At 58.8% G+C, this 22,181-nt stretch carries 22 protein-coding genes; 11 read left to right on the top strand and 11 right to left on the bottom strand.

Annotated elements, in window-relative coordinates; translation table 11 throughout:
* Positions 1-128 precede the first annotated feature (128 nt).
* Positions 129-839: a tetratricopeptide repeat protein gene (locus ROO76_17645; protein ID MDT8069991.1), complete on the top strand. Its 711-nt coding sequence runs from the start codon at positions 129-131 to the stop codon at positions 837-839.
* Between the two features lie 73 nt (positions 840-912).
* On the opposite strand, the gene ROO76_17640 is transcribed toward ROO76_17645, so the two are convergent.
* A complete protein-coding gene (locus ROO76_17640) occupies positions 913-2,037 on the bottom strand; it encodes an aldo/keto reductase (GenBank protein ID MDT8069990.1) in 1,125 nt (374 codons plus the stop codon).
* Between the two features lie 138 nt (positions 2,038-2,175).
* On the opposite strand from ROO76_17640, the gene ROO76_17635 reads away from it, so the two are divergent.
* The 6 genes from ROO76_17635 (at position 2,176) to fabD (ending at position 6,415) form a co-directional block, all read left to right on the top strand.
* Positions 2,176-2,418: a YtxH domain-containing protein gene (locus ROO76_17635; GenBank protein ID MDT8069989.1), complete on the top strand. Its 243-nt coding sequence runs from the start codon at positions 2,176-2,178 to the stop codon at positions 2,416-2,418.
* Positions 2,419-2,699: 281 nt separating this feature from the next.
* Positions 2,700-3,185 (top strand): prepilin-type N-terminal cleavage/methylation domain-containing protein, encoded by a 486-nt coding sequence (locus ROO76_17630; GenBank protein MDT8069988.1) that lies wholly within the window; start codon positions 2,700-2,702, stop codon positions 3,183-3,185.
* 214 nt (positions 3,186-3,399) lie between these two features.
* Positions 3,400-3,945 (top strand): DUF177 domain-containing protein, encoded by a 546-nt coding sequence (locus ROO76_17625; GenBank protein MDT8069987.1) that lies wholly within the window; start codon positions 3,400-3,402, stop codon positions 3,943-3,945.
* A gap of 80 nt (positions 3,946-4,025) precedes the next feature.
* A complete protein-coding gene (rpmF, locus tag ROO76_17620) occupies positions 4,026-4,211 on the top strand; it encodes a 50S ribosomal protein L32 (protein MDT8069986.1) in 186 nt (61 codons plus the stop codon).
* A gap of 14 nt (positions 4,212-4,225) precedes the next feature.
* Positions 4,226-5,326 (top strand): phosphate acyltransferase PlsX, encoded by a 1,101-nt coding sequence (plsX, locus tag ROO76_17615; protein MDT8069985.1) that lies wholly within the window; start codon positions 4,226-4,228, stop codon positions 5,324-5,326.
* A 123-nt stretch (positions 5,327-5,449) separates the two neighbouring features.
* Positions 5,450-6,415, top strand: a complete 966-nt coding sequence (fabD, locus tag ROO76_17610; GenBank protein ID MDT8069984.1) for an ACP S-malonyltransferase — start codon at positions 5,450-5,452, stop codon at positions 6,413-6,415.
* Positions 6,416-6,706: 291 nt separating this feature from the next.
* Here fabD and ROO76_17605 read toward each other — a convergent pair whose 3' ends face one another.
* Both ROO76_17605 and hemA read right to left on the bottom strand, forming a co-directional pair.
* Positions 6,707-7,378, bottom strand: coding sequence for a tetratricopeptide repeat protein (locus ROO76_17605; GenBank protein ID MDT8069983.1), 672 nt, complete (start codon positions 7,376-7,378; stop codon positions 6,707-6,709).
* A 19-nt stretch (positions 7,379-7,397) separates the two neighbouring features.
* The gene (hemA, locus tag ROO76_17600; protein MDT8069982.1) at positions 7,398-8,696 is read right to left on the bottom strand and encodes a glutamyl-tRNA reductase; all 1,299 of its coding nucleotides are present in this window, start codon (positions 8,694-8,696) and stop codon (positions 7,398-7,400) included.
* 407 nt (positions 8,697-9,103) lie between these two features.
* Between hemA and ROO76_17595 the strand changes: the two genes are divergently transcribed.
* From ROO76_17595 to ROO76_17585, 3 genes are read left to right on the top strand one after another with little or no spacing between them, the layout of a single operon-like run.
* Positions 9,104-9,724: a (2Fe-2S)-binding protein gene (locus tag ROO76_17595; GenBank protein MDT8069981.1), complete on the top strand. Its 621-nt coding sequence runs from the start codon at positions 9,104-9,106 to the stop codon at positions 9,722-9,724.
* 3 nt (positions 9,725-9,727) lie between these two features.
* Complete coding sequence (locus tag ROO76_17590; GenBank protein MDT8069980.1) at positions 9,728-12,094, top strand: xanthine dehydrogenase family protein molybdopterin-binding subunit; 2,367 nt, start codon at positions 9,728-9,730, stop codon at positions 12,092-12,094.
* Positions 12,091-13,068, top strand: a complete 978-nt coding sequence (locus ROO76_17585; protein MDT8069979.1) for an FAD binding domain-containing protein — start codon at positions 12,091-12,093, stop codon at positions 13,066-13,068. The genes ROO76_17590 and ROO76_17585 overlap by 4 nt, the downstream gene beginning before the upstream one ends.
* A 303-nt stretch (positions 13,069-13,371) precedes the next feature.
* On the opposite strand, the gene ROO76_17580 is transcribed toward ROO76_17585, so the two are convergent.
* Entirely contained in the window at positions 13,372-14,412 is a 1,041-nt protein-coding gene (locus ROO76_17580; protein MDT8069978.1) for an ATP-grasp domain-containing protein, read from the bottom strand.
* 82 nt (positions 14,413-14,494) lie between these two features.
* Positions 14,495-15,508, bottom strand: coding sequence for a putative zinc-binding metallopeptidase (locus ROO76_17575; protein MDT8069977.1), 1,014 nt, complete (start codon positions 15,506-15,508; stop codon positions 14,495-14,497).
* A gap of 249 nt (positions 15,509-15,757) precedes the next feature.
* Here ROO76_17575 and ROO76_17570 point away from each other — a divergent pair, with 249 nt between their 5' ends.
* The gene (locus ROO76_17570) at positions 15,758-16,474 is read left to right on the top strand and encodes a DUF1326 domain-containing protein (GenBank protein ID MDT8069976.1); all 717 of its coding nucleotides are present in this window, start codon (positions 15,758-15,760) and stop codon (positions 16,472-16,474) included.
* Between the two features lie 89 nt (positions 16,475-16,563).
* Here ROO76_17570 and ROO76_17565 read toward each other — a convergent pair whose 3' ends face one another.
* The 6 genes from ROO76_17565 to ROO76_17540 all read right to left on the bottom strand — a co-directional run bounded on the left by ROO76_17565 (position 16,564) and on the right by ROO76_17540 (position 22,070).
* The gene (locus ROO76_17565) at positions 16,564-18,015 is read right to left on the bottom strand and encodes a 2-oxoacid:acceptor oxidoreductase family protein (GenBank protein MDT8069975.1); all 1,452 of its coding nucleotides are present in this window, start codon (positions 18,013-18,015) and stop codon (positions 16,564-16,566) included.
* 18 nt (positions 18,016-18,033) lie between these two features.
* Positions 18,034-19,086 carry a 3-methyl-2-oxobutanoate dehydrogenase subunit VorB gene (gene vorB / locus ROO76_17560; protein ID MDT8069974.1) on the bottom strand — a complete coding sequence of 351 codons (1,053 nt, stop codon included), beginning with the start codon at positions 19,084-19,086 and terminating at the stop codon, positions 18,034-18,036.
* Complete coding sequence (locus ROO76_17555; GenBank protein MDT8069973.1) at positions 19,070-19,339, bottom strand: 4Fe-4S dicluster domain-containing protein; 270 nt, start codon at positions 19,337-19,339, stop codon at positions 19,070-19,072. The genes vorB and ROO76_17555 overlap by 17 nt, the downstream gene beginning before the upstream one ends.
* A gap of 3 nt (positions 19,340-19,342) precedes the next feature.
* Positions 19,343-20,671 (bottom strand): acetyl-CoA hydrolase/transferase C-terminal domain-containing protein, encoded by a 1,329-nt coding sequence (locus ROO76_17550; GenBank protein ID MDT8069972.1) that lies wholly within the window; start codon positions 20,669-20,671, stop codon positions 19,343-19,345.
* A 23-nt stretch (positions 20,672-20,694) separates the two neighbouring features.
* Positions 20,695-21,141, bottom strand: a complete 447-nt coding sequence (locus ROO76_17545) for a hypothetical protein (protein ID MDT8069971.1) — start codon at positions 21,139-21,141, stop codon at positions 20,695-20,697.
* 248 nt (positions 21,142-21,389) lie between these two features.
* The gene (locus ROO76_17540; GenBank protein ID MDT8069970.1) at positions 21,390-22,070 is read right to left on the bottom strand and encodes a glycine cleavage system protein H; all 681 of its coding nucleotides are present in this window, start codon (positions 22,068-22,070) and stop codon (positions 21,390-21,392) included.
* Positions 22,071-22,181 lie beyond the last annotated feature (111 nt).

Below are 22,181 nucleotides of genomic sequence, written 5' to 3'. Positions count from 1 at the left end.
AAAAGCGCCCTTGTCTTTCGACGGGTTGCAAGAAGGGCGGGGTACCAGCCGTTTGACGCTGCGGGATTTCGGCTGATAAACTCATGTTTTCCCAAGTACTTATTCCATCCACTTGGTAAGGACCTACCGTGCGTTACACCCGCCAGGCACTGAAACAGGATCGATTCAAAGAAGCGGCTGTCGATGCCGTCGACTGGACTGTTGAGCACCGCTCCAAACTCGTCGCGGGAGGGATTATTCTCGCGATCCTGGTTGCCGCAATCGCAGGCTTCTGGTGGTATACCAGCCACCGGGATGCCGAAGCCGCAGAGTTGCTGGGCCATGCGTTGATGGTTTACCAGGCGCCGATTCGTCCGGCCGGAATGCCACCCGACCCGCAGCAATTGAGCTTCACCTCGATCAGGGAGCGCGCAGAAGCCGCCGGAGTCGAGTTCAACAAGGTAGCGGCTGAGTTCGGTTCAACACGCTCCGGGAAGTATGCGAAGTACTTCGCCGGCCTGGCCGCGATGGATGCCGGCAACGACAAAGTTGCTGAAGATCACTTGAAGTACGTCGCCGGGATCAGTGACAAAGACATTTCCAGCCTTGCGAAGCTGGCGCTGGCTGCCCTTTACCGCGATACGAATCGGCAGGCCGACGCGATCAATCTCTACAAAGAATTGATTTCGCATCCGACGCAGACAGTACCGAAGGTTACGGCCGAATTGCAGTTGGCGGATCTCTACGCGGCTGCGAACCAACCAGACCAGGCGAAGGCGATCTACCAGCAGATCGTGAAGGATGATCCGCAGAGCGCAGGCGCGGAAATCGCGCAGGGGAAGATGCAGCAGACGAAGTAATTCAGTCCAGGTTACTGCGAAAGGCGCCGGTGATCGGCGCCTTCTCTTTTTGAGCGCATGCGCTGGTTCAACTCTATCCTTTCGGGAACAGTGATTCGATGGTGTCGTTGTTCAGCGGCGGAGTCAAAGCTGTACGGATGTTTTCAAGAACGTGGGCGGGCTTTCCCATTCCCACCAAAGCGGAGATGATTCCCGGGGCGGAGCGGGCGAACTGAAGAGCACGTTCGGCATCGCTGGACATGCCAAATTTTTCAGCGAGCCACGTGGGCAGATCGTGCGCGAGTTGTCCCTGGTAAAGAGAAGCGCTGGCGATTGCGGCCATGTTGTGCGCACGAATGAACTCCAGCGAAGACCTGTTCTGGTTGCCATCAGCTTGAGTCGGGAGTGCGAAGGCTTCGGGCATGCCCAGACTAAACGGTAACTGTATGAAGCGGAGGTGATGCTGGTGTCCGCCAACTTCGCGCGCGATGTCAAGACAGCTTTCGAGCGAAATATAGGGTTGCTCGGTGCTGGAGACGCGGAAGGAATTCCACGAGGCGATGCCGTACCAGCGAATCTTGGCGTCACGCACAGCCTTTTCGAGGGTGGCGAAGGCATCCTTGAGACGAGCTCGAAAGGTGTCGCGCGACACTTCACCCAGTTGGGATTCGGGGTTGTGGACATAGAAGATGTCTATGGTTTCAAGGCCGAGGTTGGCGCGGCTGCGTTCCAGTTGGTTTTCCAGGTAACGCGGGGCTATGCAGTGCATGCCGCCGGCGATCTCGGTGGGATTCAGCACGCCGGTCTCGACGTATTCCCGCATGAAGTAACTGCGAGGATCGGCGGGGACGTCTGCGTCGAAGGTGAGGTACCCGGCCTTGGTGCAGATGATCATTTCGTCGCGGTGGACTGAGCCGGCATTGATGAGGTTCTGGAGGGCAGCGCCGACGGAGCGTTCCGACCGCTGGTGGCGATAATTGATGGCAGAGTCGACCAGGTTGATGCCGGAGCGGAAGGCGGTTTGGACTGCCTGAGTATAGAGCTGATCGGCGGCTTCGTCGGGTTCGCCGAGATATGTACCAAGGCCGAGCGATGAAAACCAGAGTTCGTTCGGGCCGGGCACGTCCTTGGGCTGGCGAAAATGTCCAGCTGCCTGTAGTTGTGGAAAACGGTTGGCGAGACGGAGAGTACCTTCTGAGGTTGCGAAGCCCGAAATCATAGAAAGGCAGCATACCAATTCTGCTGGAGGGCGTGGGCCAAACTCTCAGGAACGAGGTGCATCAGTTGGAATGTCCGCAGTGTAAGCAAGAGGCTGCGGAAAAAGGATTCCCACAAAATTTTCCGAGGAGGTACTTCGATGAAAGGATTTCTGTTTGGGCTGGGGCTCGGTATCGGCCTCGGCGTTTTGTTTGCCCCGATGAGCGGAGAAGAGACCCGAGACCAGTTGACGGAGCGCGCGAGCGATCTTGCGGATTCTGCGCGGGAGACGTTTGAACAGGGGCGTGAGAGAGTGCGGCGAGGGGCGGAATCGATTCGCAGCACGGCAGAGCGGGCAGTCAACCAGGCCCGTACAGGCACCGAAAGCACCGGAAACGTATAATCTCGACAGAAGGGGGGAGCCGAACCGAAGGCCGCCCTCCCTTCGCTTTCGGGAACCTGCTGAAAAGAAATCCCTTATGCCCTAAATGGGGTACGCCCTTTCGTAACCTCGCCACCTATTGGCGAGGCTTCAGTCCTGCTGTAGTATCTTCCGTGAACCCTCCCCAGGTGCCTGCCTCAGGACTATTTTCAGTCCGATGATCCGACTGTTTGCGGTGAAGGATCGGTGCAATAAAGCCGAGCAGCTGTGAGCTGAGGACTGATGGGATCTTGGGAGAAGGTATGAGACAGCGAGGGTTTTCTTTAATTGAGCTGCTGATCGTGGTCGCTATCATTTTGATCATAGTAGCGATCGCGATACCTAATTTGCTTAGATCAAGAATCCAGGCGAATGAAGCGTCGGCGGTATCGTCAGTTCGAGCGATAAATACCGCCCAGGTCGCTTACGCGGCCACCTACCCGGAAATCGGCTATGCAAATGATTTGGCGAAGCTTGGGGAGAGCACGGACGGCCACGTCGACTCCTTGCATGCCGGGTTGCTGGATTGGATTTTGGGATGTGCCTCGCAACCGTGTCCCAAGAGTGGTTATAAGTTCGCAATCGTTAATGTGACCACGGGAAGCAACGGACTGGTTACCGGATATGGCGTAACGGGCGTTCCGAGCGCTCCCGGATCTACCGGAATCCGGGGATTCTGTTCCGACAACATGCTTCCGGTGAAATTCGATCCCACCGGCGGTACCAGTTGCACGACGGAGTTGCAGTAGAGAGATTGGCTAAGTCGCGGAATTGAAAGGCCTAACCGCAGTTTGAGACGCCGGGTTCAGATTGACAGGCCCGGCGTCTGACCGTTATCCTCATATTTTGCCCTGAGCAGCGAATCCCGCCAGGCTGATCCCTGCGGAAATCAAGTTCGGGTAGGACCCCCGGGTTAGGAGTGTGCCCCAGCCCCCTCGCTGTTCCCGGTGTGGATAATTTGCCATGTATATCCGAATTGCAGATCTGGAACTCCGTCCACTGGAGTACGATGAGGAGTTTCAGCCCGGGGCGATCGACTTCGGTCCCGACATTCGCCAGACTAAACCCCTGCGCGTGAAGGGTCGCGCGGAGTTGGTGAAGGAGCACCACGGCGGGCGCGTCGTGGTCCCGAACATTCGGCTGGTTGGAAAGTTTGCGGTCGATTACGAGGCGAATTGCGCGCGGTGCCTGGAGAACGTCCCGCAGCACCTTGAGCGCGAGTTCGATTTGATCTACCGGCCTTTGGGTAGCGATCGGCGCCGGGAAGAGGTTGCGATCTCCGAAGCCGAAACGGAGATCGGATACTATCAGGGCGAGGGAATGGAGTTGGCGGACTCGCTGCGGGAGCAGGTTCTGCTGGCGGCACCGGTGAAAGTTGTGTGCCGCGAAAACTGCAAGGGCATTTGCGCGCAATGCGGCAAGAACCTGAACGAGGGTGCGTGTGATTGCGCTCCGGCAGTGGCGGACCCGCGGTGGCATGCCCTGCGCGATTTGAAAAAAGGTTTGTAGTAATAGCTCTGCTGCGGCAGAGTCGGGCGAGGCCCGAAAGAATTTCAGCGGGCGTGCCCGCAAGAAGAAAGGTTCCAGTCATGGCAAATCCAAAACGGCGACATTCGCAGCGCCGGTCTTCCACCCGTCGTGCGCACGATTTTCTGAAAGCGCATGCGGGTTCGGAATGCCCGAACTGCCACGAGCGGAAGATGCCGCATCGTGCGTGCCCCAAGTGTGGTTATTACAAAGGTCGTGAAGTACTCGAGGTAGAAGAGTCGAAGTAGCGGCCATCTGAGAGATGCCACTTCCCACCACGATCGCGGTTGACGCAATGGGGGCGGATCGCGCCCCGAAACCCGAAGTTGAAGGTGCCATAGCGGCGGCCAGGCACTACGGAGTCCGTGTCCTGCTGGTAGGACGCGAACATGTAGTGAAAGCCGAACTTGTGCACCATCCTGCGTGGCGTCAACTGCCGATTGAAGTCGTGCCGGCGAGCGAAGTGATCGAGATGCACGAGAAGGCGGCGCAAGCCGTACGCTCAAAGCGCGACTCGTCCATGCGGGTCGGGCTTCGGTTGGTACGAGAGGGCAAGGCCGCCGGATTCATCACTGCAGGTAACACGGGCGCGGCGATGGCTACGGCCAAGATGGTGCTTGGTGCCCTGCCAGGGGTCGATCGTCCAGCACTGGCGGCGGTATTCCCGACGTCGTCCGGGACTGCGTCGATCCTGCTCGACGTGGGCGCGAATGTGGACTGCAAGCCCCAAAACCTGCAGCAGTTCGCGATCATGGGCGAGGTCTACTTTCGAACGATCTTCCACGGAAAATTTCCTACCGCCGACCGTCCGAGGGTGGGGCTGTTGTCCATTGGAGAAGAAGAGAGCAAGGGCAACGAACTGACGCGCGAAACCTTCCAGTTGCTCAAGCGCATGCACCTGAATTTCATTGGCAACGTCGAGGGCCGGGATTTATACAACGGCACGGCGGATGTGATTGTGTGCGATGGGTTCGTCGGCAATGTTGCGCTGAAGATCAGCGAAGGGCTGGTCGGAACGGTGCGGGCGTTCCTGAAGGAATCGCTGCAGGCGACAATCACGCGGCAGGTGGGATACCTGCTGGCTCGGCGCGCGTTCGACGATTTCAAAAAGCGGCTGGATTATTCCGAGTACGGTGGCGCGCCACTGCTGGGAATCAAGGGCGTTGCGATCGTTGGGCACGGAAGTTCGAACGCGAACGCGATCAAGAACGCGATCCGCGTCGCAGCAGAGTTCGCGAATGCCGGATTGAACCAGAAGATCGAACGCGAGATCCAGGCGGCAAATGAAAGATTGAACGGCAACCCGAAGCCGCTAGACCCACCGGAACCAGGGTCAGATCCCGTCAGCGAGTTGCATCAGTAACACTGGTCGAGCGGCTTCCATATCCTGACGTTCGATTCCCGCAAGAGTAGAATCCATTCTTTGTGTCAGCACAAGGCTTGCATAAGCAGAAAGAATTTCATTCAGATTTATTCAGAGGACAAGATGAAACATCGGCTCCCCGCAGTGGCATTTCTGTTTCCCGGACAAGGTTCGCAGACGGTAGGAATGGGCAAGGAACTGGCGGCGATGTATCCGGTGGCGCGCGAGACGTTCGACGAGGCGGATGATGCGCTGAGTTACAAGCTGAGCGAATTGTGCTTCGAGGGTCCGGAAGACAAGCTGCGGCTGACGGAGATCACGCAGCCTGCTATTTTGACGGCGTCGGTGGCGGCATGGCGCGTGCTGGAGTCGATTGGACTGCAACCGAGTTACACGGCGGGGCACAGCCTGGGCGAATATTCGGCCCATGTTGCGGCGGGGACGCTGAGTTTCCAGGACGCAGTGCGAACCGTTCGCAATCGGGGCAAGTACATGCAGGAAGCGGTCCCGGTGGGGCAAGGCGCGATGGCGGCGATCCTCGCGCTGCCCCTGGACCAAATTCGTGCGGCGTGCGAGGAAGCGTCGCACGGCGAAGTGTGCACACCGGCGAACATCAATTCGCCGGACCAGGTCGTGATCTCCGGAGCAAAAGGAGCGGTGGAGCGCGCGGCGGAGCTTTGCAAGCAGAAGGGCGCGAAACGCGCGGTGATGCTTCCGGTCAGCGCACCCTTCCATTGCGCGCTGATGCAACCGGCACAGGACCGGCTTGCGGCCGATCTCAAAACGCTGGAGTTCAACGTCCCCGAGGTTCCGGTGATGTGCAATGTCGATGCGGCGCTTGTGAAGGATCCGGCGGCAAGCCGGGATGCGCTCATTCGGCAGGTGACTGGCGCGGTGCGATGGGAAGAGTCGATGCGAGCGCTGATCGCGCAAGGCGTCGAAGCATTCGTCGAGGTCGGCCCCGGCAAGGTTCTGTGCGGACTGGTGCGGCAGATCGACCGCTCGAAGACGTGCCTCAACGTCGAAGACGAAGCATCGCTGCAGAAGGTGAAGAATCACTTTTCGGATGGGAAGAGCAAGCCGGAGTAGATGTCACTCTAATCGCCTTCTTGCAGACTGCGGTCCCGCACTTTTTGCCGTTTTACTGTGCGTGTGTGGGGGTCGGGTGTGGGATTCCTGAGTTCTCTCCTGCAAGACATCCGAACTTCAATTGGGCGTCGCTGATATCGGTCTTCCAGCGTTGCCGGCGCTCCAATGCACAAACGCCCGGCGTTCGCCGGGCGTTGTCGCGTACGCAGATCGGTGAGAATCCCGGGGACAGGCTCTGCGCCAACCTGTCCCCGGGCAAGCGCTCAAGTTTTAGCGCTTAACTCGTCGAACCTAACCCATGGAACCGTGGGCTTTCGCGCGTTCCATCAGTTCACGAACGTGGTCCTTCTGCTCGTAGTTCGGATTCGTATCTAACAACTTCTGCCAGACGTCGATTGCGCCTTTGGGATCTTTCAAGCCCTGCCAGCGAACGATTCCCAGGTTGAACAGTGCGTTTGCGAAGTTGGGGCGGACTTTCAGGGCCTGCTGAAATCTCTGGACGGCCGTGTTCGAGTCGCCGTTATAGAAGTACGCTGTCCCGAGGTCGGTGAGGACGTTGGGGTTGTCGGGATTCAACTTCAGCGACGCCTCGTAGTACTTGATCGCCTGGTCGTAGACGTGGCTGTCGAAATAGAAGTCACCGACGCGGGCGGTCTTCTCGGCGTTGCTCGGGTCAGCGGCGAGCGCGTCGAGAAGGGGTTTGGCGGCGGCGGCGACCATTTCCGCCGACTGCGCCTGCGGGATTTCCTGTAACTGCCCCGGTGCCATCTGGCCGGAGGTCATGCCGGGGGGGACGGCGGCCTCCGCGGAGAGCTGGGAGTTTGCAGCGGTTGCGGGCGACTTGGAGCCGCCGATGAAATATCCCACGGCGATGCCGATGACAAGGCATATGGCGGCGAGCACATAAGCCTGCATCGGAGTCCAGTAATTGGTGCTGTTTCGGTTTTGCGCAGAGTTTGCCACTACTATTTACTCCTTGAATTCAGTTTCGCTGTGCCGTCGTCGTGTGGGTTACCGCCTCCAAGTGAAAGAGGCGCCGCACGGCGTCAGTGAGCTGTTCCTGGTCAGCCGGTTCCGGCAATTCCTTCAACTTGCGAGCCATGTTGCCGGCAATGCGCTGCGTGATGTGCGAGGCCAGCGAGTGCAGCGCGTGCTGCTGGTCCTCGGTAAATGGGCCGAACTGATCTTCGAGACTGCGGAGTTCCTGTCCGCAGATTTCCTCAAGCCTGCGTCGCAAGGCAACGATGGTAGGCAGGTCTTGTTCCGCGAGCAAATGATTGTAAAAGCCGTGTACCTCGGAGGTGAGAATTTTCTCCGCCTCGGATATGGCGGCGCGCAACTGCGTGCTCTTGTGCTGAAGTACGTGCTCCAGGTCGTCCAGGTCGTAGAGAGAGACGCCGCTCAGGCTGCGAATTTCGGGATCGACGTTTCGAGGTAGTCCGAGATCGATGAGTACCACAGGCCGGCCCTGGCGCGCTTTGACGGCCGGCGCGAAGTCGGCGTAATCGAGGACAAAGGCCGGAGAAGAAGTTGCGGAGATTACAAGATCGGCGGCTGCGATTTCCGAAGCCAGTTGAGACGAGGTTATGGTTCGGCCGCTGAATTGAGTTGCGAGGCGTTCCGAATCTGGAAGAACCTGGTCGAGGACCACGAACTTCCGTGCGCCAGCATTGTAGAGATGGCGAGCAGCGGACTCGGCCGCCTGGCCGGCTCCAATTAGAAGGACAGAGCGGTCCCGAAGTGTGCCGTATCTCTGGGTGCCGATCTCAGCACAGGCGGAGGGAATCGATACGGCGGAAACTCCCATCGAAGTTTCCGACGCTACGCGGGCCGCGAGATCGAGCGATTTCTGGATGGTGGTGTCGAGGAAACGTCCGGAGGTGTCGGCATGCTGCGCGATCTCCCAAGCATTCTTTACACGGGCGGCGATCTCAGGTTCTCCCATCGACATCGAGTCGAGTCCAGCGGTTAGGCGAAACAGGTGAAGCAGAGCGGTGTTATCGACGAGACGGTAGAAATTGGACCAGTCGGAGAGCTTGAGATCGAACTTGCGGGTGAGGAAACGGAGAACGGAATTGGCGCCTTCGGTGGCGTCGCTGGCCCAAAGAATGAATTCGGTTCGGGCGCACGAGGCGAGAACAATCACCTCTTCAATGCCTTCCGAGCGGATGAGCGCGTGAAGAGCATCGACCTGCTCGTGTGGAGGAATCCAGAACCGCTCCCGGACGGCCACGGGCGAGGTGTGGAAACTTACTCCGATAATGACAAGCGTAGCGTCCAAGCACTTCTCCTGCACGAATGCCTGACGTGAGTAAGGCACACTGGGGGCCAAAATCGGCACGGGGCGTCGAATCCAGCTAGAGCTTTGTTTTCAGTGATTTGGGATTCTATGTTGTGAGCTGGCTCCCGAAGTTCGCATGGCCGGATTGTGGAATATCACGCCAGAGTGGGGGTGAATTCGCACCGAGAAACAACAGAACGGGAGCCCAGGCGCGGAGTACTGCGAAGCAAAACGTAAGCCCCGAGTAACTGGCGCGTGTTGCGAGTGCAAGTGGCGAGTGGAAGTTCTCAAGGTTTATACTCGCGCGGACGAAGTTCGCTTCTTCTTTTTTGAACTGAGTGTTCGTGCCCCGGGCGCTCCCAGCCCGGAAACAGAGCCGCAGTCTCGGCGGCGAGGAGAATCTCAGGATGTCCGAAGAAGATCGGAAAGAACAAGACAACACGAACGGGGTTTCGCGACGCGACTTCATGAAGTTGTCGAGTCTCGCGATCGCGACGCCGATGGTGGTTGGTCCAACCGTGCTCGAGGTCGAGGGCCAGCAAGTGGCCGTGCATGGTCCCGGCAAGGTTCCCATCGCGCTGATGGTGAACGGAAAAAGGCTGACAGCCGAATTGGAGCCGCGCGTCACATTATTGGACGCGCTGCGCGATCAGTTCGACCTGACTGGGGCGAAGCGAGTGTGCGATCGCGGCACATGCGGCGCTTGCACGGTGCTGATGGATGGCAAGCCGGTGTACTCGTGCTCGGTACTTGCCATCGATGCTCAGGGGCACAAAATCACGACCATCGAGGGTCTGGACGAGGGGCGCCTCACGGCGGTGCAACAGTCGTTTGTCGATCACGATGCGCAGCAGTGCGGGTTCTGCACTCCTGGGTTCGTGGTGGCAACGACGGCGTTCCTGGAAAAAAACCCGAAGCCCACCGCCGACGAAGTTCGGCGCGGGTTGAGCGGCAACTTGTGCCGTTGCGGAACTTATCACGGCATTCAACAAGTCGTGGGGGCCTCTCCGGCCGGAAAGGAAGCGTGAACCGTGGCTGATTACAGTTGGCCAGATGCATCGCACAGAACTTTGCTCGGGACTCGGGTTTCGCGCGTGGACGGGCCGGTGAAGGTTCAGGGAAAGGCGAAATACACCTACGACTACAATCCGGCCGGTTTATTGCATGGAGCAATCGTGCGCTGTCCGTATGCGCACGCACGCGTGAAGAGCGTAGACACGAGTGCGGCGGAAAAGCTTCCCGGAGTGAAAGCCGTGGTGGTAGCCCAAGAGCCCGGGAAGGAGATTCACTGGGCGGGCGACGAGATCGTCGGAATCGCGGCGACGAGCGAAGTTGCGGCGCGGGACGCGGTGAAGTTGGTGAAGGTCGAGTATGAAGTGCTGCCGCACGTTGTGATCGATGAGACCGAGCCGCCGAAGGAAATTCCGGCCGATACAAGCCCACTCTCGCAGGATGACATCGAGGAGATGCTGAGCAACCAGGTTCCCGAAGGGCAGATGGTCGAGGCGATCAACTCGCGTGGGATAACGGAACGGCCGTCGGAAGAAACCTTCAAGGCACTGCCGGGTTATGGCGTGCCGGCGTCGGTTGTTAATGCTCTGCGCACGGCGCCCGTCAAGGAAGCCCCAACAGGACCGAAGTCTCCCTACAAGAGGACGGCGACGCAGACGAAGGGTGAGCCGGACCAGATTTTTTCGGATCCGAATAACGTCATAAACGAGGGGCTCTACGGTCTGCCGGTGATTACGCATTGCTGCCTGGAGACGCACGGTTCGGCTTCGGAATGGCCGGGTGCGAATCATTTGCTGGTCCACATGTCGACCCAGGGTGTGAGCGGCATTGCCGGGCAGTACGCGGAGCCGCTGAAGGTTCCAGCGAGCAATGTGCGGGTGCTGCAGCAATATATCGGCGGCGGATTCGGAAGCAAGTTCGCGGCGGACCGCTGGGGCATTATGGCGGCGCAGCTCTCGAAGAAAGCGGGCGGCAAGCCGGTGAAGATCATGCTGGAGCGTGACGAGGAGCAGGAGGTTGCGGGATCGAGGCCTTCGGCTTACGCGCGCGTGAAACTGGCGGCGACAAAAGACGGCAAACTGGTCGGTTGGGATTCCTCGAGTTGGGGTACAGGAGGACCGGGTGGTGGAGGCTCGCCGCCGATTCCGTACGTATTCAATGTTCCGAATCAGCGCAAGGTGCACACGGCGGTGTCGACGAACATTGGGCCGTCGCGGGCGTGGCGTGCGCCGAACCATCCGCAGGCGTGTGTGCTGACGCTGTGCGCGATGGAAGATATGGCGGCAAAGCTGAACATGGATCCAGTGGAGTTCCTGACGAAAAACCTGGACATCACCGGGCCGCGCGAGGCGCTGTATGCAGACGAGCTAAAGATCGCGGCGGAGCTGTTCGGATGGAAACAGCGGTGGCATCAGCGCGGAGATAAGACTGCGGGCAACATCAAGCGCGGCTGTGGAGTGTCGCTGCATACGTGGGGCGGCCGCGGTCATGCGAGCCAGTGCGATTTCACGATCCATCCGGACGGGTCGGTCGGCATCAAGATGGCGACGCAGGACCTTGGGACTGGCACACGCACAGTGATCATGATGGTTGCGGCGGAGACGCTGGGGGTTCCGCTGGAGCGGATCAATCTTCAGATTGGAGATACGTTGTATCCGCCTTCGGGCGGTTCGGGCGGATCGACGACGGTTGGAGGCGTGAGCTCGTCGACGCGACGTGCGGCGGTGGATGCACGCGACCAGTTGCTGGCGAAAGTCGCGCCGGCGCTAAAGGCGCAGCCAGCAGACCTGGAAATCGTGAAAGGCGTGGTGCGGTTGAAATCGGACCACGCGCGAGCGCTGGACTGGAAGCAGGCGTGCGCGAAGATCGGTGCTGTACCGATTACAGTTCACGGAGCGAACCCGGACCGGAGCCGTCCGCCGGACCTCACCAATAGCGGGGTCGGCGGCGTACAGATGGCGGAAGTCTCGGTCGATACGGAAACCGGCATCGTCAAAGTCGAGAAGATGACGGCTGTGCAGGACATGGGATACGTCATCAACCCCAAGACCGCCGAGAGCCAGATCCTCGGGGCGCTCATCATGGGGATCGGGTACTCGCTCTATGAAGAGAAGGTCATGGATCCAACGACCGGGCGCATGCTGAATCCGAACATGGAATTCTACCGACTGGCCGGGCTGAGTGACATTCGAGATCTGCAGGTGAAGATCTACACGAATCCGGCTATGGACAAGCGCGGAGTAATTGGATTGGGCGAGCCGCCGGTGGTTTCGCCGGGCGCGGTGATTTCAAATGCCGTTGCGAACGCTATCGGGGTGCGAGTGCCGTTCCTGCCGCTCACGCCCGACCGAGTGCTGGATGCGCTGGAGAAGGGAGGTGCCGCGTGAGACCGTTCGAATATACGAGCCCGAAGACAAAGCAACAGGCGGTGGCACTGCTGAACGCGGACGCGGCGGTGCTTGCCGGCGGTTCGGACCTGCTGGCGCTGATGAAGGACGAAGTCGTCACGCCGAAGCGTCTGGTCAACATCAAGGAAATTCCGGACCTCCACGCGGTCAAGAGCATCAAAGGCGAGACGGTAATCGGGTCGCTGAAGACGCTGGGCGATCTCGCCGAGATTCCGGGATGGGATAAGCACTTCCCGGCGCTTTATGATGCGCTGAACGAAGCCGCGAGTCCGCAGATTCGGAATGTCGCGACGCTCGGCGGCAATCTCTGCCAGCGTCCACGATGCTGGTACTTCCGAAACGGCATGGGACTGCTGCCGAAGGATGCTAAAGGTGAGTCGCTGGTACTGAAAGGCGACAACCGGTACCACGCAATTCTCGGCAATGATGGCCCAGCCTACTTCGTGAGCCCATCGACGATTGCACCGGCATTGATCGCTTACGGCGCGCGGGTGCGGTTGCTGGGTCCGAACGGCGCGCGAGAGGTCGAACTCGAGAAGTTCTACCGCATTCCCACATCCGAAGGCGCTCGTGAGCACGACCTGGAGCCGAACGAAGTCGTGACCGAGGTCGTGATTCCGTCAGTCGAAGGTATCAAGAGCGGCTACTACGAGGTGCGTCAGAAGGAAGCGTTCGACTGGCCACTGGCCGTGGCGGCGGTTGCGCTGACGATGAATGGTGACACGGTGAAATCGGCGCGGGTCGTGATGGGCCAGGTCGCTCCCATTCCGTGGGTCTCGAAAGAAGCAGCGGATGCGCTGGTTGGCAAACCACTCAACGAAGAGACGGCGATGGCCGCGGCCAATGCATCCGTCGCGCAGGCTAAGAGCCTGGGCAGGAACAAGTACAAGATCACGCTGGCAAAGGTCGCGGTGAAGCGCGCGCTGCTGAACGCGGCCAAGGGAGGTGCCTGATGATGCGGATGCCGGATGCAGAACGTTTCGACGTGAGCGCTGAGAACCTGTGCAGCTCGCTGCGATGGAAAGGGCAATTCATTTCGGCTGAGCCGGATCCCACGGTGCCTCCGTGCAATGACGGGCTGTTCTGGTGCATGCACACGCAGACGTGCATCGGGCCGGACGGGAAACTGGCGGAACCAAGCACGTGCACGAAAACAAAGAGAACGTGCCACTGCGGGAGTTAGGAAGAGTTAACGCAGAGAACGTGACGGCGCGAGGGCACTTACCTTCGCAAGCTTTGCTGTCTTTGCGTTTCTTTTAGGACCGGGCGCGGGCCAGTTCTACGATCTTGTCGATCATTTCGGTATACGAGTAGCCGGCCTTCTTTGCCGCCATTGAGAATTCGGCGGCGCTGGCGAGCCACGGGTTCGGGTTCGCCTCTATGACGTACACTTCACCTTTCTTGTTCAGGCGCATGTCGATGCGGCCGTAATCGCGCAACTTTAGTGCGCGATAAGCGGCGAGCGCGGTGTCCTGCAACTTTTTCGTGGTCTCCTCGTCCAGATCTTCTGCCGGCGCGGACTTCGTCACTTTGTACGCCTCGGTTTCGTGATCGAACTTCACATCCTGGCCGGCAATGCGTGGCGTTCCCTTGGGCAGCTTTGAGAGATCGAGTTCGATCAGTGGGAGCACCTCGGCATTGTCATTGCCAACAATTGCGGCGTATATCTCGCGGCCGTCGATGTACTCTTCGATCAGAGCTGGGCTGTCGAATTCCTCGTGAATGTAATGGATGCGCTCCATTAGTTCTTTCACGCTGTCGACGACGGAGCCGTTATCGATGCCGATCGAGCCATCTTCGGAAACAGGCTTCACGATTAACGGGAACTCGATGTCGTGGGAGTGCTCGGTCCTGCCTTTGTACGAGATTGCAAAATCCGGTGTCTTGATGTCATGAAAATCAAAGATCTTTTTCGCGAGCGATTTGTCCTGCGCGAGATAGAGAGCCTGCGGGCCGCCCCCGGTGTAGGGAAGATGCAGCAGTTCGAGGTAAGCGGCGAGGTTCTTGTCCATGGTGTCATCGCCGGCATAGGACTCGGTAAGATTGAAGACGAGGTCGGCGCCGCACTTCGCCAGCGCGAGCAAAGACTGGTTCTTGCCATCGAGCACGTGGTACGAGGGTTCGTGGCCGAGTTCCTTCAGGGCCTCGAAGATCTCCTCGCGGTCGTGCAGCGGATCTTTTTTCTTCTTGCGACGCTTGCCGTTTTTGCTGCGCGGTACTTTTACCGGCTCCGGCTCTGGTTCGGGCGGACCCTCTTCCCAGACGTCGTGCAATATCGTGATTTTCAGGTTTGCCATGATGCCTCGATGCTTCCTCAGTTCCACATCTCAGGCCCACATCTGCTGACTGCGGCAGACGTGGGGCACGGTCGGCAGTTCCTCAGGGTGAAATGAACTTGCCCCGAGTGATGTAGTTCATCGCCAGCGCGGTTGCGTACACGGTTACTTCCGTTAAATATTCTCTTTCACATTTTACGTCGGCACGCAGCCCGAGTTCAGCGACTTTCGCTTCGATGGTCTCGACCAGTTTCTTCACCAGCGGACGTTGCACACCGGTCCAGTAATTCACCTTATCGACGAGCACCTTGCGATTCTCGCGGAGAAGATCGGCGGCGGGACGCACATTCCTCATGCGGCGTTTTGACACGTTGAAGATGTCGCGCAAATCCGTGTCGAGAGGAAGCTCGCCCGGCGTGAGTTGCTGATCGAGCGCACGCTGATAGAACTCGCCGACCGTAACATCCATTTCGTCCACCGTGATATCCGTGTCACCATGCGCGACAGCTGGATCGACGTCGCGAAGCTTGCGGCCAATGCGATCCATGTACAGCAGTTTCTTCATCGCGCCCCAATCTTTGTAGCGCTTGCGCCAGTTGGAGCGAGGCGTCAGCCAGACCGCGAAAGTCTCAGCAAAATCTTCATCGGGATGCTTCTGCGCGTACCAGCCTTCCATGTGGCGGACAAACTGACGCGAGAACGGCACGGGCTTGTAATTGTCACGATAAGGACGCCGGAATGGGCCAAACAGGTGCCGCCATTCTTCCGTTTTGTATAAAGCGTAAGCGTAATTGAAGGCGTGCCCAGCCTCGTGACGCATATACATCATGATCTGGCGCGCATCTTCAATGTCGTTCATCTCCTGCTCGAGATGCTGCAGCTTGGGGTCGGCCAGATAGAACGGGATTCCGATGACGGGTTCCATGTTGGGGCAGCCCCATTCGTCAGTCAGGTAACACTTGGGCCGAAACTTCTTGAGGCCTTTCGCGTCGAGTTCCTTATAGAGTTGCTGGACGAAGCGCTCGAGCGGAGATCCTTCCAGTTTCAAGCCGAGTTGCTGGATGGGCTTGGAAAGGATCTCCTGGACCTCTGCCGGTGCTTTTTCAAAATTGGCCACAGATGGCCGAAGCGTAGCACAGGCAGGGCGAAGAACGGGTGAACGGTAGTCACCACTTGGGTAACAGGGGGATGATGAACGGAAGTACCGAAAAGCGGTTCTCAGCTCCCAGTTCTCGGTTCTCAGTTGTCGGTGGAACTCTGATCTCTTTGAGGGCCGACTGTAGGAACTGAGAGCTGCCTTTACATTCCGAATCCATGCCGCCCCGACCTCATCTAGAATAGGAACAAGTGGGTGAGGGGTGGCTGTATGCGTAGAACTCTGCTGCTGGCGCTTGCCGGCATTTCTCTCTTCTCAGTTTCTCTTTTCGCGCAACAGATTCAGGGTGAGTACATGGAGACCCGCAGCGCCGACGTCTACACCGGGCAGTGCTTCGCGAATGGCGAGGTGAACCTGGCTGGGCGCGAGGCCATCATGGCGTGGAAGGTCGATCGCGGCTCGTGGGATGGCGTGAAACTGGACGGTCTTGGTGTTGCCGCGGCGGTGCGCACGAACGGCACCTTGGGTGATCCATATGAGAACCCGTACCCGGCGAAGTCGGTGCTGATCGTGGACGATCATGCGAGCCCGCAGCAGAAGGACGCGCTGATCAGTCTGGCAAAGCACTATGCGGGAAGGCTGCTCGACAACGTGGTTGAGGTGAAGGACGAGCCAGTGATGATGGAACTGCCGCAGAACGAGCATCAGCATGGGCTCGCGCGCATGATGGCCGGCGACCTGGCGTCGATCCAGACGCGACCGCTCAACGACATGGATCACCTCTGCGGGAACGAGGTGACGTTCTACCCGCCACTGGTGAAATTAGTGCATGCGGTTCCGGCAGTGGCCGTCACCGATCGTTATGCTGGACCGGGACTGGGCGAGAACTGGACGATTCACGACAAACGAAGCGCTTTCCTGGGACGGTTTTCAGAAGGCATGGGGCAGGTTGCGGAGAACTTGAAATTGGGGAATGGCGGGCAGTAAGACGAAGTAATTAGTCATTTCCAACCCCGAAAAAAGAAGCCCTGAGAAATCTCAGGGCTTTTGCCATTGGCTAATCGCTAATTGCATTTTCAGTACGAATACCCATCCGGCTGGCTGACCGCACCGACGTGGACTTCGTTGTCGACGAAATTGCGTCCGGCGAGAAGGGCCTTGCGGTCGAGCTCAAGCAATTTTGGATTGCGCACCGTTTCTTCGATCACCTGCATGGCGGTTTCCGGCGTCAGGCACTCGGTCTCTTCCAGGATCGCGCCGAGCATGACGACATTGGCGACCTTCGCTGAACCGATCTGGTCAGCGATTTCAGACGCCGGCAGGCAGACGATGCGAGCGTGATCGATGCTGATGTCCTCGGGAACTCGATCCCGGTTGTAGAAGATGGTTCCGCCATGAGCCACGTGCGGGCCGAACTTGCGCAGCGAGATCTCGTTCATCGCAACCAGCACTTCTGGGTGCGAGATGAGTGGCGAGCCGATGCGCTCGTGCGAAAGCGTGACATGGCAATGCGCGGAACCGGAGCGCATTTCCGGACCATACGACGGAAGCCAGCTGACTTCCAGCTGTTCGCGCATGCCCATTTCGGCCATCAACTGGCCAAGCAGCAGGACTCCCTGGCCGCCGAAGCCGGCGATCTTGATGGTGAGGTCGCGGCCGTGGGAAGCCAGGTTCTCAGGAACACGTGAGGGCTTCTTGGAGATTCCAAGCACGTCTTCAATGTTGTGCTGTGGCGCGGGAACGAAAGGAATTTCGGCTTCCTTATCGCGGAAATTGCCAAGTGGGAAGTTCTTGGTCAGGGTTTCGTTTACCCACTTGCGCGCGACCACGGGGTCCATCTTCAGGATGGTTGGGCAGGGCGAGAGGATTTCGACGAAGGAGAAGCCCTTTCCGTTCTTCTGGTTCTCCAGGGCTTTGCGGACGGCCTTGCGGGCCTTGATGATGTTCTTGTTATCGCCGAGCGAGACGCGCTCGATGAACGCGGGTGCTTGCAACGTCGCAAGCATCTCGGCCATGTGGATAGGGAAGCCCTCGTTGTTCGGACGTCGTCCCCAGGGAGACGTTGTCGAGGTCTGGCCGACGAGGGTGGTCGGAGCCATCTGTCCGCCGGTCATGCCATAAATGGCGTTGTTGATAAAGAAGACGCAGATATTCTCGCCACGGTTGGCGGCGTGAATGATCTCGGCGGTGCCGATGGCGGCGAGATCGCCGTCGCCCTGGTAGCTCATGACGATGGCTTCAGGGTTCGAGCGCTTCAGGGCCGTCGCGACGGCGGGCGCTCGACCGTGTGCAGCCTGCACGTTGCCGGTATCGAAATAGTAGTACGCGAAGACGGAGCAGCCGACGGGGCTGACGAATACGGCGCGATCCTGGAGGCCCATGTCCTCCAGCGCTTCGCCAATGAGTTTGTGGGCCACGCCGTGACCGCAACCGGGACAGTAGTGCGTCTGGTGCTGCAGTTCGGACTTGCGGTCGTAGTTTTGGTAGAACGATTCGGACTTCTGATGAATAACCTGATACTCGCTCACTATATTCCTCCCTCCCGCTTACACCAGCGCCGCAACGCGGGAGAACAGCTCGGCATGGATCTCTTCGACCGACGGAACGTTACCGCCGACCCTGCTGTAGAACTCGATGGGCACCTTACCGTTCAGCGACAAGCGAACGTCCTCGAGCATCATTCCGGTGCTGAGTTCGACGACCATGACGCAGCGGCACTTCGACGCCGCTTTCGCCAGTGCTGCAGACGGGAACGGCCATAGCGTGATCGGACGGAACAAGCCAACCTTCATTCCTTGTTCGCGGGCATGATCAACGGCTGAGCGCAGAACGCGCGAGACGATTCCATACCCAACGAATAGCACTTCGGCATCTTCAGCGCGGTAGGTTTCGAAGCGAACTTCGTTGGCTTCGCATTCCTTGTACTTCGACTCGAGGTGACGAACGTGACGTTCGAGTTCGTCGGGCTCGAGTTGAATCGAGGTGACCAGGTTCTTACGCGTTTCCGCGGTGCCCTTCACGGCCCACGGCTTCTCGTACTCCTTCACCGGCTTCACTTCGATATCGAGCGGCTCCATCATCTGGCCGACGAACCCGTCCGTGAGGATGAAAGCCGGATTGCGGTACTTGTCGGCTAGTTCGAACGCGAGGACGGTGAGTTCGAACATCTCCTGCACCGAAGCCGGGCCGAGAACGATATTTCGGTAGCAGCCGTGGCCGCCGCCTTTCACCACCGCCATGTAGTCGCTTTGTTCGGGAGCGATATTGCCGAGGCCCGGACCTCCGCGAACTACATCGACGACAACGGCGGGGAGTTCGGCGCCAGCGATGTAGGAGAGGCCCTCCTGCATCAGGCTAACGCCAGGGCCCGAAGAAGCGGTCATCACGCGCTGCCCGGCCGATGCTGCGCCGTAAACCATGTTGATGGCCGAGACTTCGCTCTCCGCCTGCAGGAACGTGCCACCTACCTGCGGGATGAGTAGTGAAGCGTATTCGGCGATCTCGCTGGCGGGGGTTATGGGGTAACCATAGAATGAGCGACACCCGGCCACCACGGCACCTTTGACAATGGCGACGTTGCCCTTACACAGCTGCCGCATGAGGCACCTCCGGTTTTGCAGTTTTCTCGGCGACTACGCGATAGACGGTAATGGCGCCTGGCTCCGGGCAGCAGTAGAAGCAAATGCCGCAACCGGTGCAGGCGTCGCCTTTGTATTGGGCCGGATGAACGCCGTAAGCATTCAGATCGGACGCCAGTTCGAGGACCTTGGGTGGGCAGGACTCAACGCAGAGGCCGCAGCCTTTGCATTCGTCCTGGTTGATCTTTACATCTCCACGTGGCTGATTCGCCATTTATTACCTCTCTATAGCTGCAGCGACCGCACGCGGCTGCACCCAGTGCATGCGTTCGCAATAATCTCGAAGCTCATCGCGGAACTTGGGATGAGCAATGTTGATGAGCGCCTCTGCCCGCTGGCGGATGGTCTTGCCGTGCAGGTAGGCAACACCGAATTCGGTGACGACATAGTGGACGTCGGCGCGGGTGGTAACGACCCCGGCACCAGGCGTCAGCATGGGAACGATGCGCGAAATGGTGCCGTCCTTCGCTGTCGAAGGAATCGCTATGATCGGCTTTCCACCCTTGCTGCGGGCTGCGCCGCGAATGAAATCCACCTGTCCACCGAAGCCGCTGTAGAACCTCGGGCCGACGGAGTCGGAGCAGACCTGCCCGGTCATATCGACCTGCAACGCCGAGTTGATGGCGACCATGTTGTCGTTGCGGCTGATCAAGAAAGGGTCGTTGGTGTATGAGGTCGGGTGGAATTCGAAAATCGGGTTATCGTGCACGAAGTCGAACAATTTCCTGGTGCCGAGCAGGAACCCGAGAATTACCTTGCGCGGCTTGTAGTTCTTGGCTTCACCATTGATGATTCCGGAGTCGATCAGAGGTATGACATTGTCCGAAACCATCTCCGTATGAATGCCAAGGTCATGATGGTTTCCGAGGTTTGAGAGGACCGCGTCTGGAATGCCGCCGATTCCCATCTGCAGGCACGCGCCATCCGGGATGAGCGCTGCGACATGTTTGCCAATGGCTTCTTCGACCGGGCCGAACGGATGCTTCTTCAATTCGCAAAGTGGCTGTGAAGCCTCGACGATGCGATCGATCTGGCTGACGTGGATGAAACTGTCGCCGTAGGTGCGCGGCATTTGCGCGTTCACCTGGGCAATAACAATCTTCGCGACCTTGGTGGCGGTCAGAGTGATATCGACCCCGACGCCGAAGCTGCAGAAACCATGATCGTCGGGCGGCGAGACCTGGATCATCGAGACATCAATGGGCAGATCGCCGTGTTCGAAGAGACACTCGATCTCATGCAGAAAGACAGGCGTGAAGCAGGCGCGGCCTTCGTTCACGGCATCGCGAACGTTGCCGCCGATGAACATCGCATTATGCCGGAAGTGGCCTTCCATCTCCGGGGCAATGTAGTCGGCCCGGCCGAGTGTCAGGATATGGATGATTTCGACGTCGCGAACGTACGGGCCGCGTGCCATCAGCGCCTCGACGAGGGCTTCCGGTTCGGCGCAGCCGGGGTGGATGTGGACACGCATGCCGGACTGCACGCACTGCACGGCTTCGCGCGCCGTTGTCAACTTGCTTCGATAATCCTCTTGCCAGGGCATAAATTTCCCTCGAGCTACTACATTTAGGCCGGATGAAGGACACGGGCCTCTTCATAGCCGAGCGCCGCGTAATACTGCGCGCGATCGAAAAACTGTTCCAGCAGTTGCAGCATCTCCAGTTCGCCGAAAACTTCGGCGGGGCGCTCCATTACGTTCTCCTGCTTCAGGTACTCCCACAGGTTTTCCTTCACCAGGGAAATGACCCAAATCATCTGGCTAAGAGGGACGTTCTGTTGGGCGCGCCTGGCGCCGATGGCGCGGTAACGATGCTCGATGTCAGCTTCGGTCTTGCCAAGCAACCACTCGCCGAGGTTCCGGTACATTTCATAGACAACGGCTGTAAGTTCTTCTTCTGGAACGTTCTTGTAGGCCGGACAGCGGCGGCACGCTTCCATCTTCTTGCGAAGCGCCTTGGAGAGGCCCTCGGAATGAAGTTCAATCAATTTTACGAGTCGATAAGCGAGCATCATAAAAAGGCATCTCCCTTACAACGACATAAGCCGGGAGCTGGAGCCGGAGGTGTGGTTCGTTGGGGCATGCTTCGACGGACCCTTCCCTCATCCTTACCCAGTGTCAGACCCGGGCAAGCACACAGCCGTGATAGTTATCACCCAGACTTGTGACTCGAATCACCCGGAGGTCAAAAGCTGAAAATCGAAAGTCGACTATTACGAAAAAAGCCCCCGGGGCACTCCCGGGGGCAAGTGGCGATGACTAACTAAGCCAGGAAGAACTCGTGGGCGATTTCGGCGACCTTCTCGTCGGGCAGGGTCGCAGTCAGGTCGCTGGAGGCTATGCCGCCATCCTGCGCGAGAGCCAAGGCACCAATTGTCCCGGGGAGTCTTTTGGATAGCCGGAGCGCCGACTCTTCGGTCCACCAGCGGGCCAGCGCACCTCCCATCAGGTTGCGGAAGTTGGTCTTGGCGTCGGGCGACTGCACGGTCACCATCCAGCCCTCGCCATACGGGTCCTTATTAAATAGCGCCGGGTTGTTCGCGAGTTCGTCGTTCACATCAGCAACGCTGCCCTCAATTGGGGAAACCATGTCGATCTTTTTCCCGTTCCGCACCAAGGACCACACCTTCTGTCCCTGGCGTATCCACTGACCGCGCTGCGGCAGCAGTATGGATTCGATCCTGTTGCCAAGGATCTTCGAGGCGAAATCGTCGACGCCGATACGAACCAGGTTCGGGCTCTCGCTTAGTGCCCAAGTGTGACCGGGATGGAAGCGGAAGTTTTCCGGAACCTTGAACCCACCCACCAGGCTTGGCTGCAGCCTTGGAACGGCCGGTTCACGGCGCACGCTCTGCGCTGCAAAAACGGGAGCCTTGCCACGGTTCATGAAGTGATCAATCAGTAAGAATGCCACGAAAGTCGCTAGTACGAGAATGACGGTCATCGCCCACCTCCGATATGAATGTTTGTCCGGCGGGCTCTAACTTCTCGGGAACCCGTCCGCTATGACGCCCTACACAAAGGCATTTCCATTGCCGAACGAAGGTAGACCCTC

It is taken from the genome of Terriglobia bacterium (genome assembly GCA_032252755.1).
Lineage (GTDB): Bacteria > Acidobacteriota > Terriglobia > Terriglobales > Acidobacteriaceae > JAVUPY01.
The sequence above is the reverse complement of the archived record's forward strand: the minus strand, read 5'-3'. Positions and strand labels throughout refer to the sequence as shown.

Coding starts and splice junctions, on each gene's coding strand:
- rpmF (MDT8069986.1), top strand. CDS start 4,026: ATGGCAAATCCAAAACGGCGACATTCGCAGCGCCGGTCTTCCACCCGT.
- ROO76_17630 (MDT8069988.1), top strand. CDS start 2,700: ATGAGACAGCGAGGGTTTTCTTTAATTGAGCTGCTGATCGTGGTCGCT.
- fabD (MDT8069984.1), top strand. CDS start 5,450: ATGAAACATCGGCTCCCCGCAGTGGCATTTCTGTTTCCCGGACAAGGT.
- ROO76_17555 (MDT8069973.1), bottom strand. CDS start 19,339: ATGGCGAATCAGCCACGTGGAGATGTAAAGATCAACCAGGACGAATGC.
- ROO76_17640 (MDT8069990.1), bottom strand. CDS start 2,037: ATGATTTCGGGCTTCGCAACCTCAGAAGGTACTCTCCGTCTCGCCAAC.
- ROO76_17635 (MDT8069989.1), top strand. CDS start 2,176: ATGAAAGGATTTCTGTTTGGGCTGGGGCTCGGTATCGGCCTCGGCGTT.
- vorB (MDT8069974.1), bottom strand. CDS start 19,086: ATGCGGCAGCTGTGTAAGGGCAACGTCGCCATTGTCAAAGGTGCCGTG.
- ROO76_17550 (MDT8069972.1), bottom strand. CDS start 20,671: ATGCCCTGGCAAGAGGATTATCGAAGCAAGTTGACAACGGCGCGCGAA.
- plsX (MDT8069985.1), top strand. CDS start 4,226: ATGCCACTTCCCACCACGATCGCGGTTGACGCAATGGGGGCGGATCGC.
- ROO76_17570 (MDT8069976.1), top strand. CDS start 15,758: ATGCGTAGAACTCTGCTGCTGGCGCTTGCCGGCATTTCTCTCTTCTCA.
- ROO76_17540 (MDT8069970.1), bottom strand. CDS start 22,070: ATGACCGTCATTCTCGTACTAGCGACTTTCGTGGCATTCTTACTGATT.
- ROO76_17625 (MDT8069987.1), top strand. CDS start 3,400: ATGTATATCCGAATTGCAGATCTGGAACTCCGTCCACTGGAGTACGAT.
- ROO76_17580 (MDT8069978.1), bottom strand. CDS start 14,412: ATGGCAAACCTGAAAATCACGATATTGCACGACGTCTGGGAAGAGGGT.
- ROO76_17595 (MDT8069981.1), top strand. CDS start 9,104: ATGTCCGAAGAAGATCGGAAAGAACAAGACAACACGAACGGGGTTTCG.
- ROO76_17545 (MDT8069971.1), bottom strand. CDS start 21,141: ATGATGCTCGCTTATCGACTCGTAAAATTGATTGAACTTCATTCCGAG.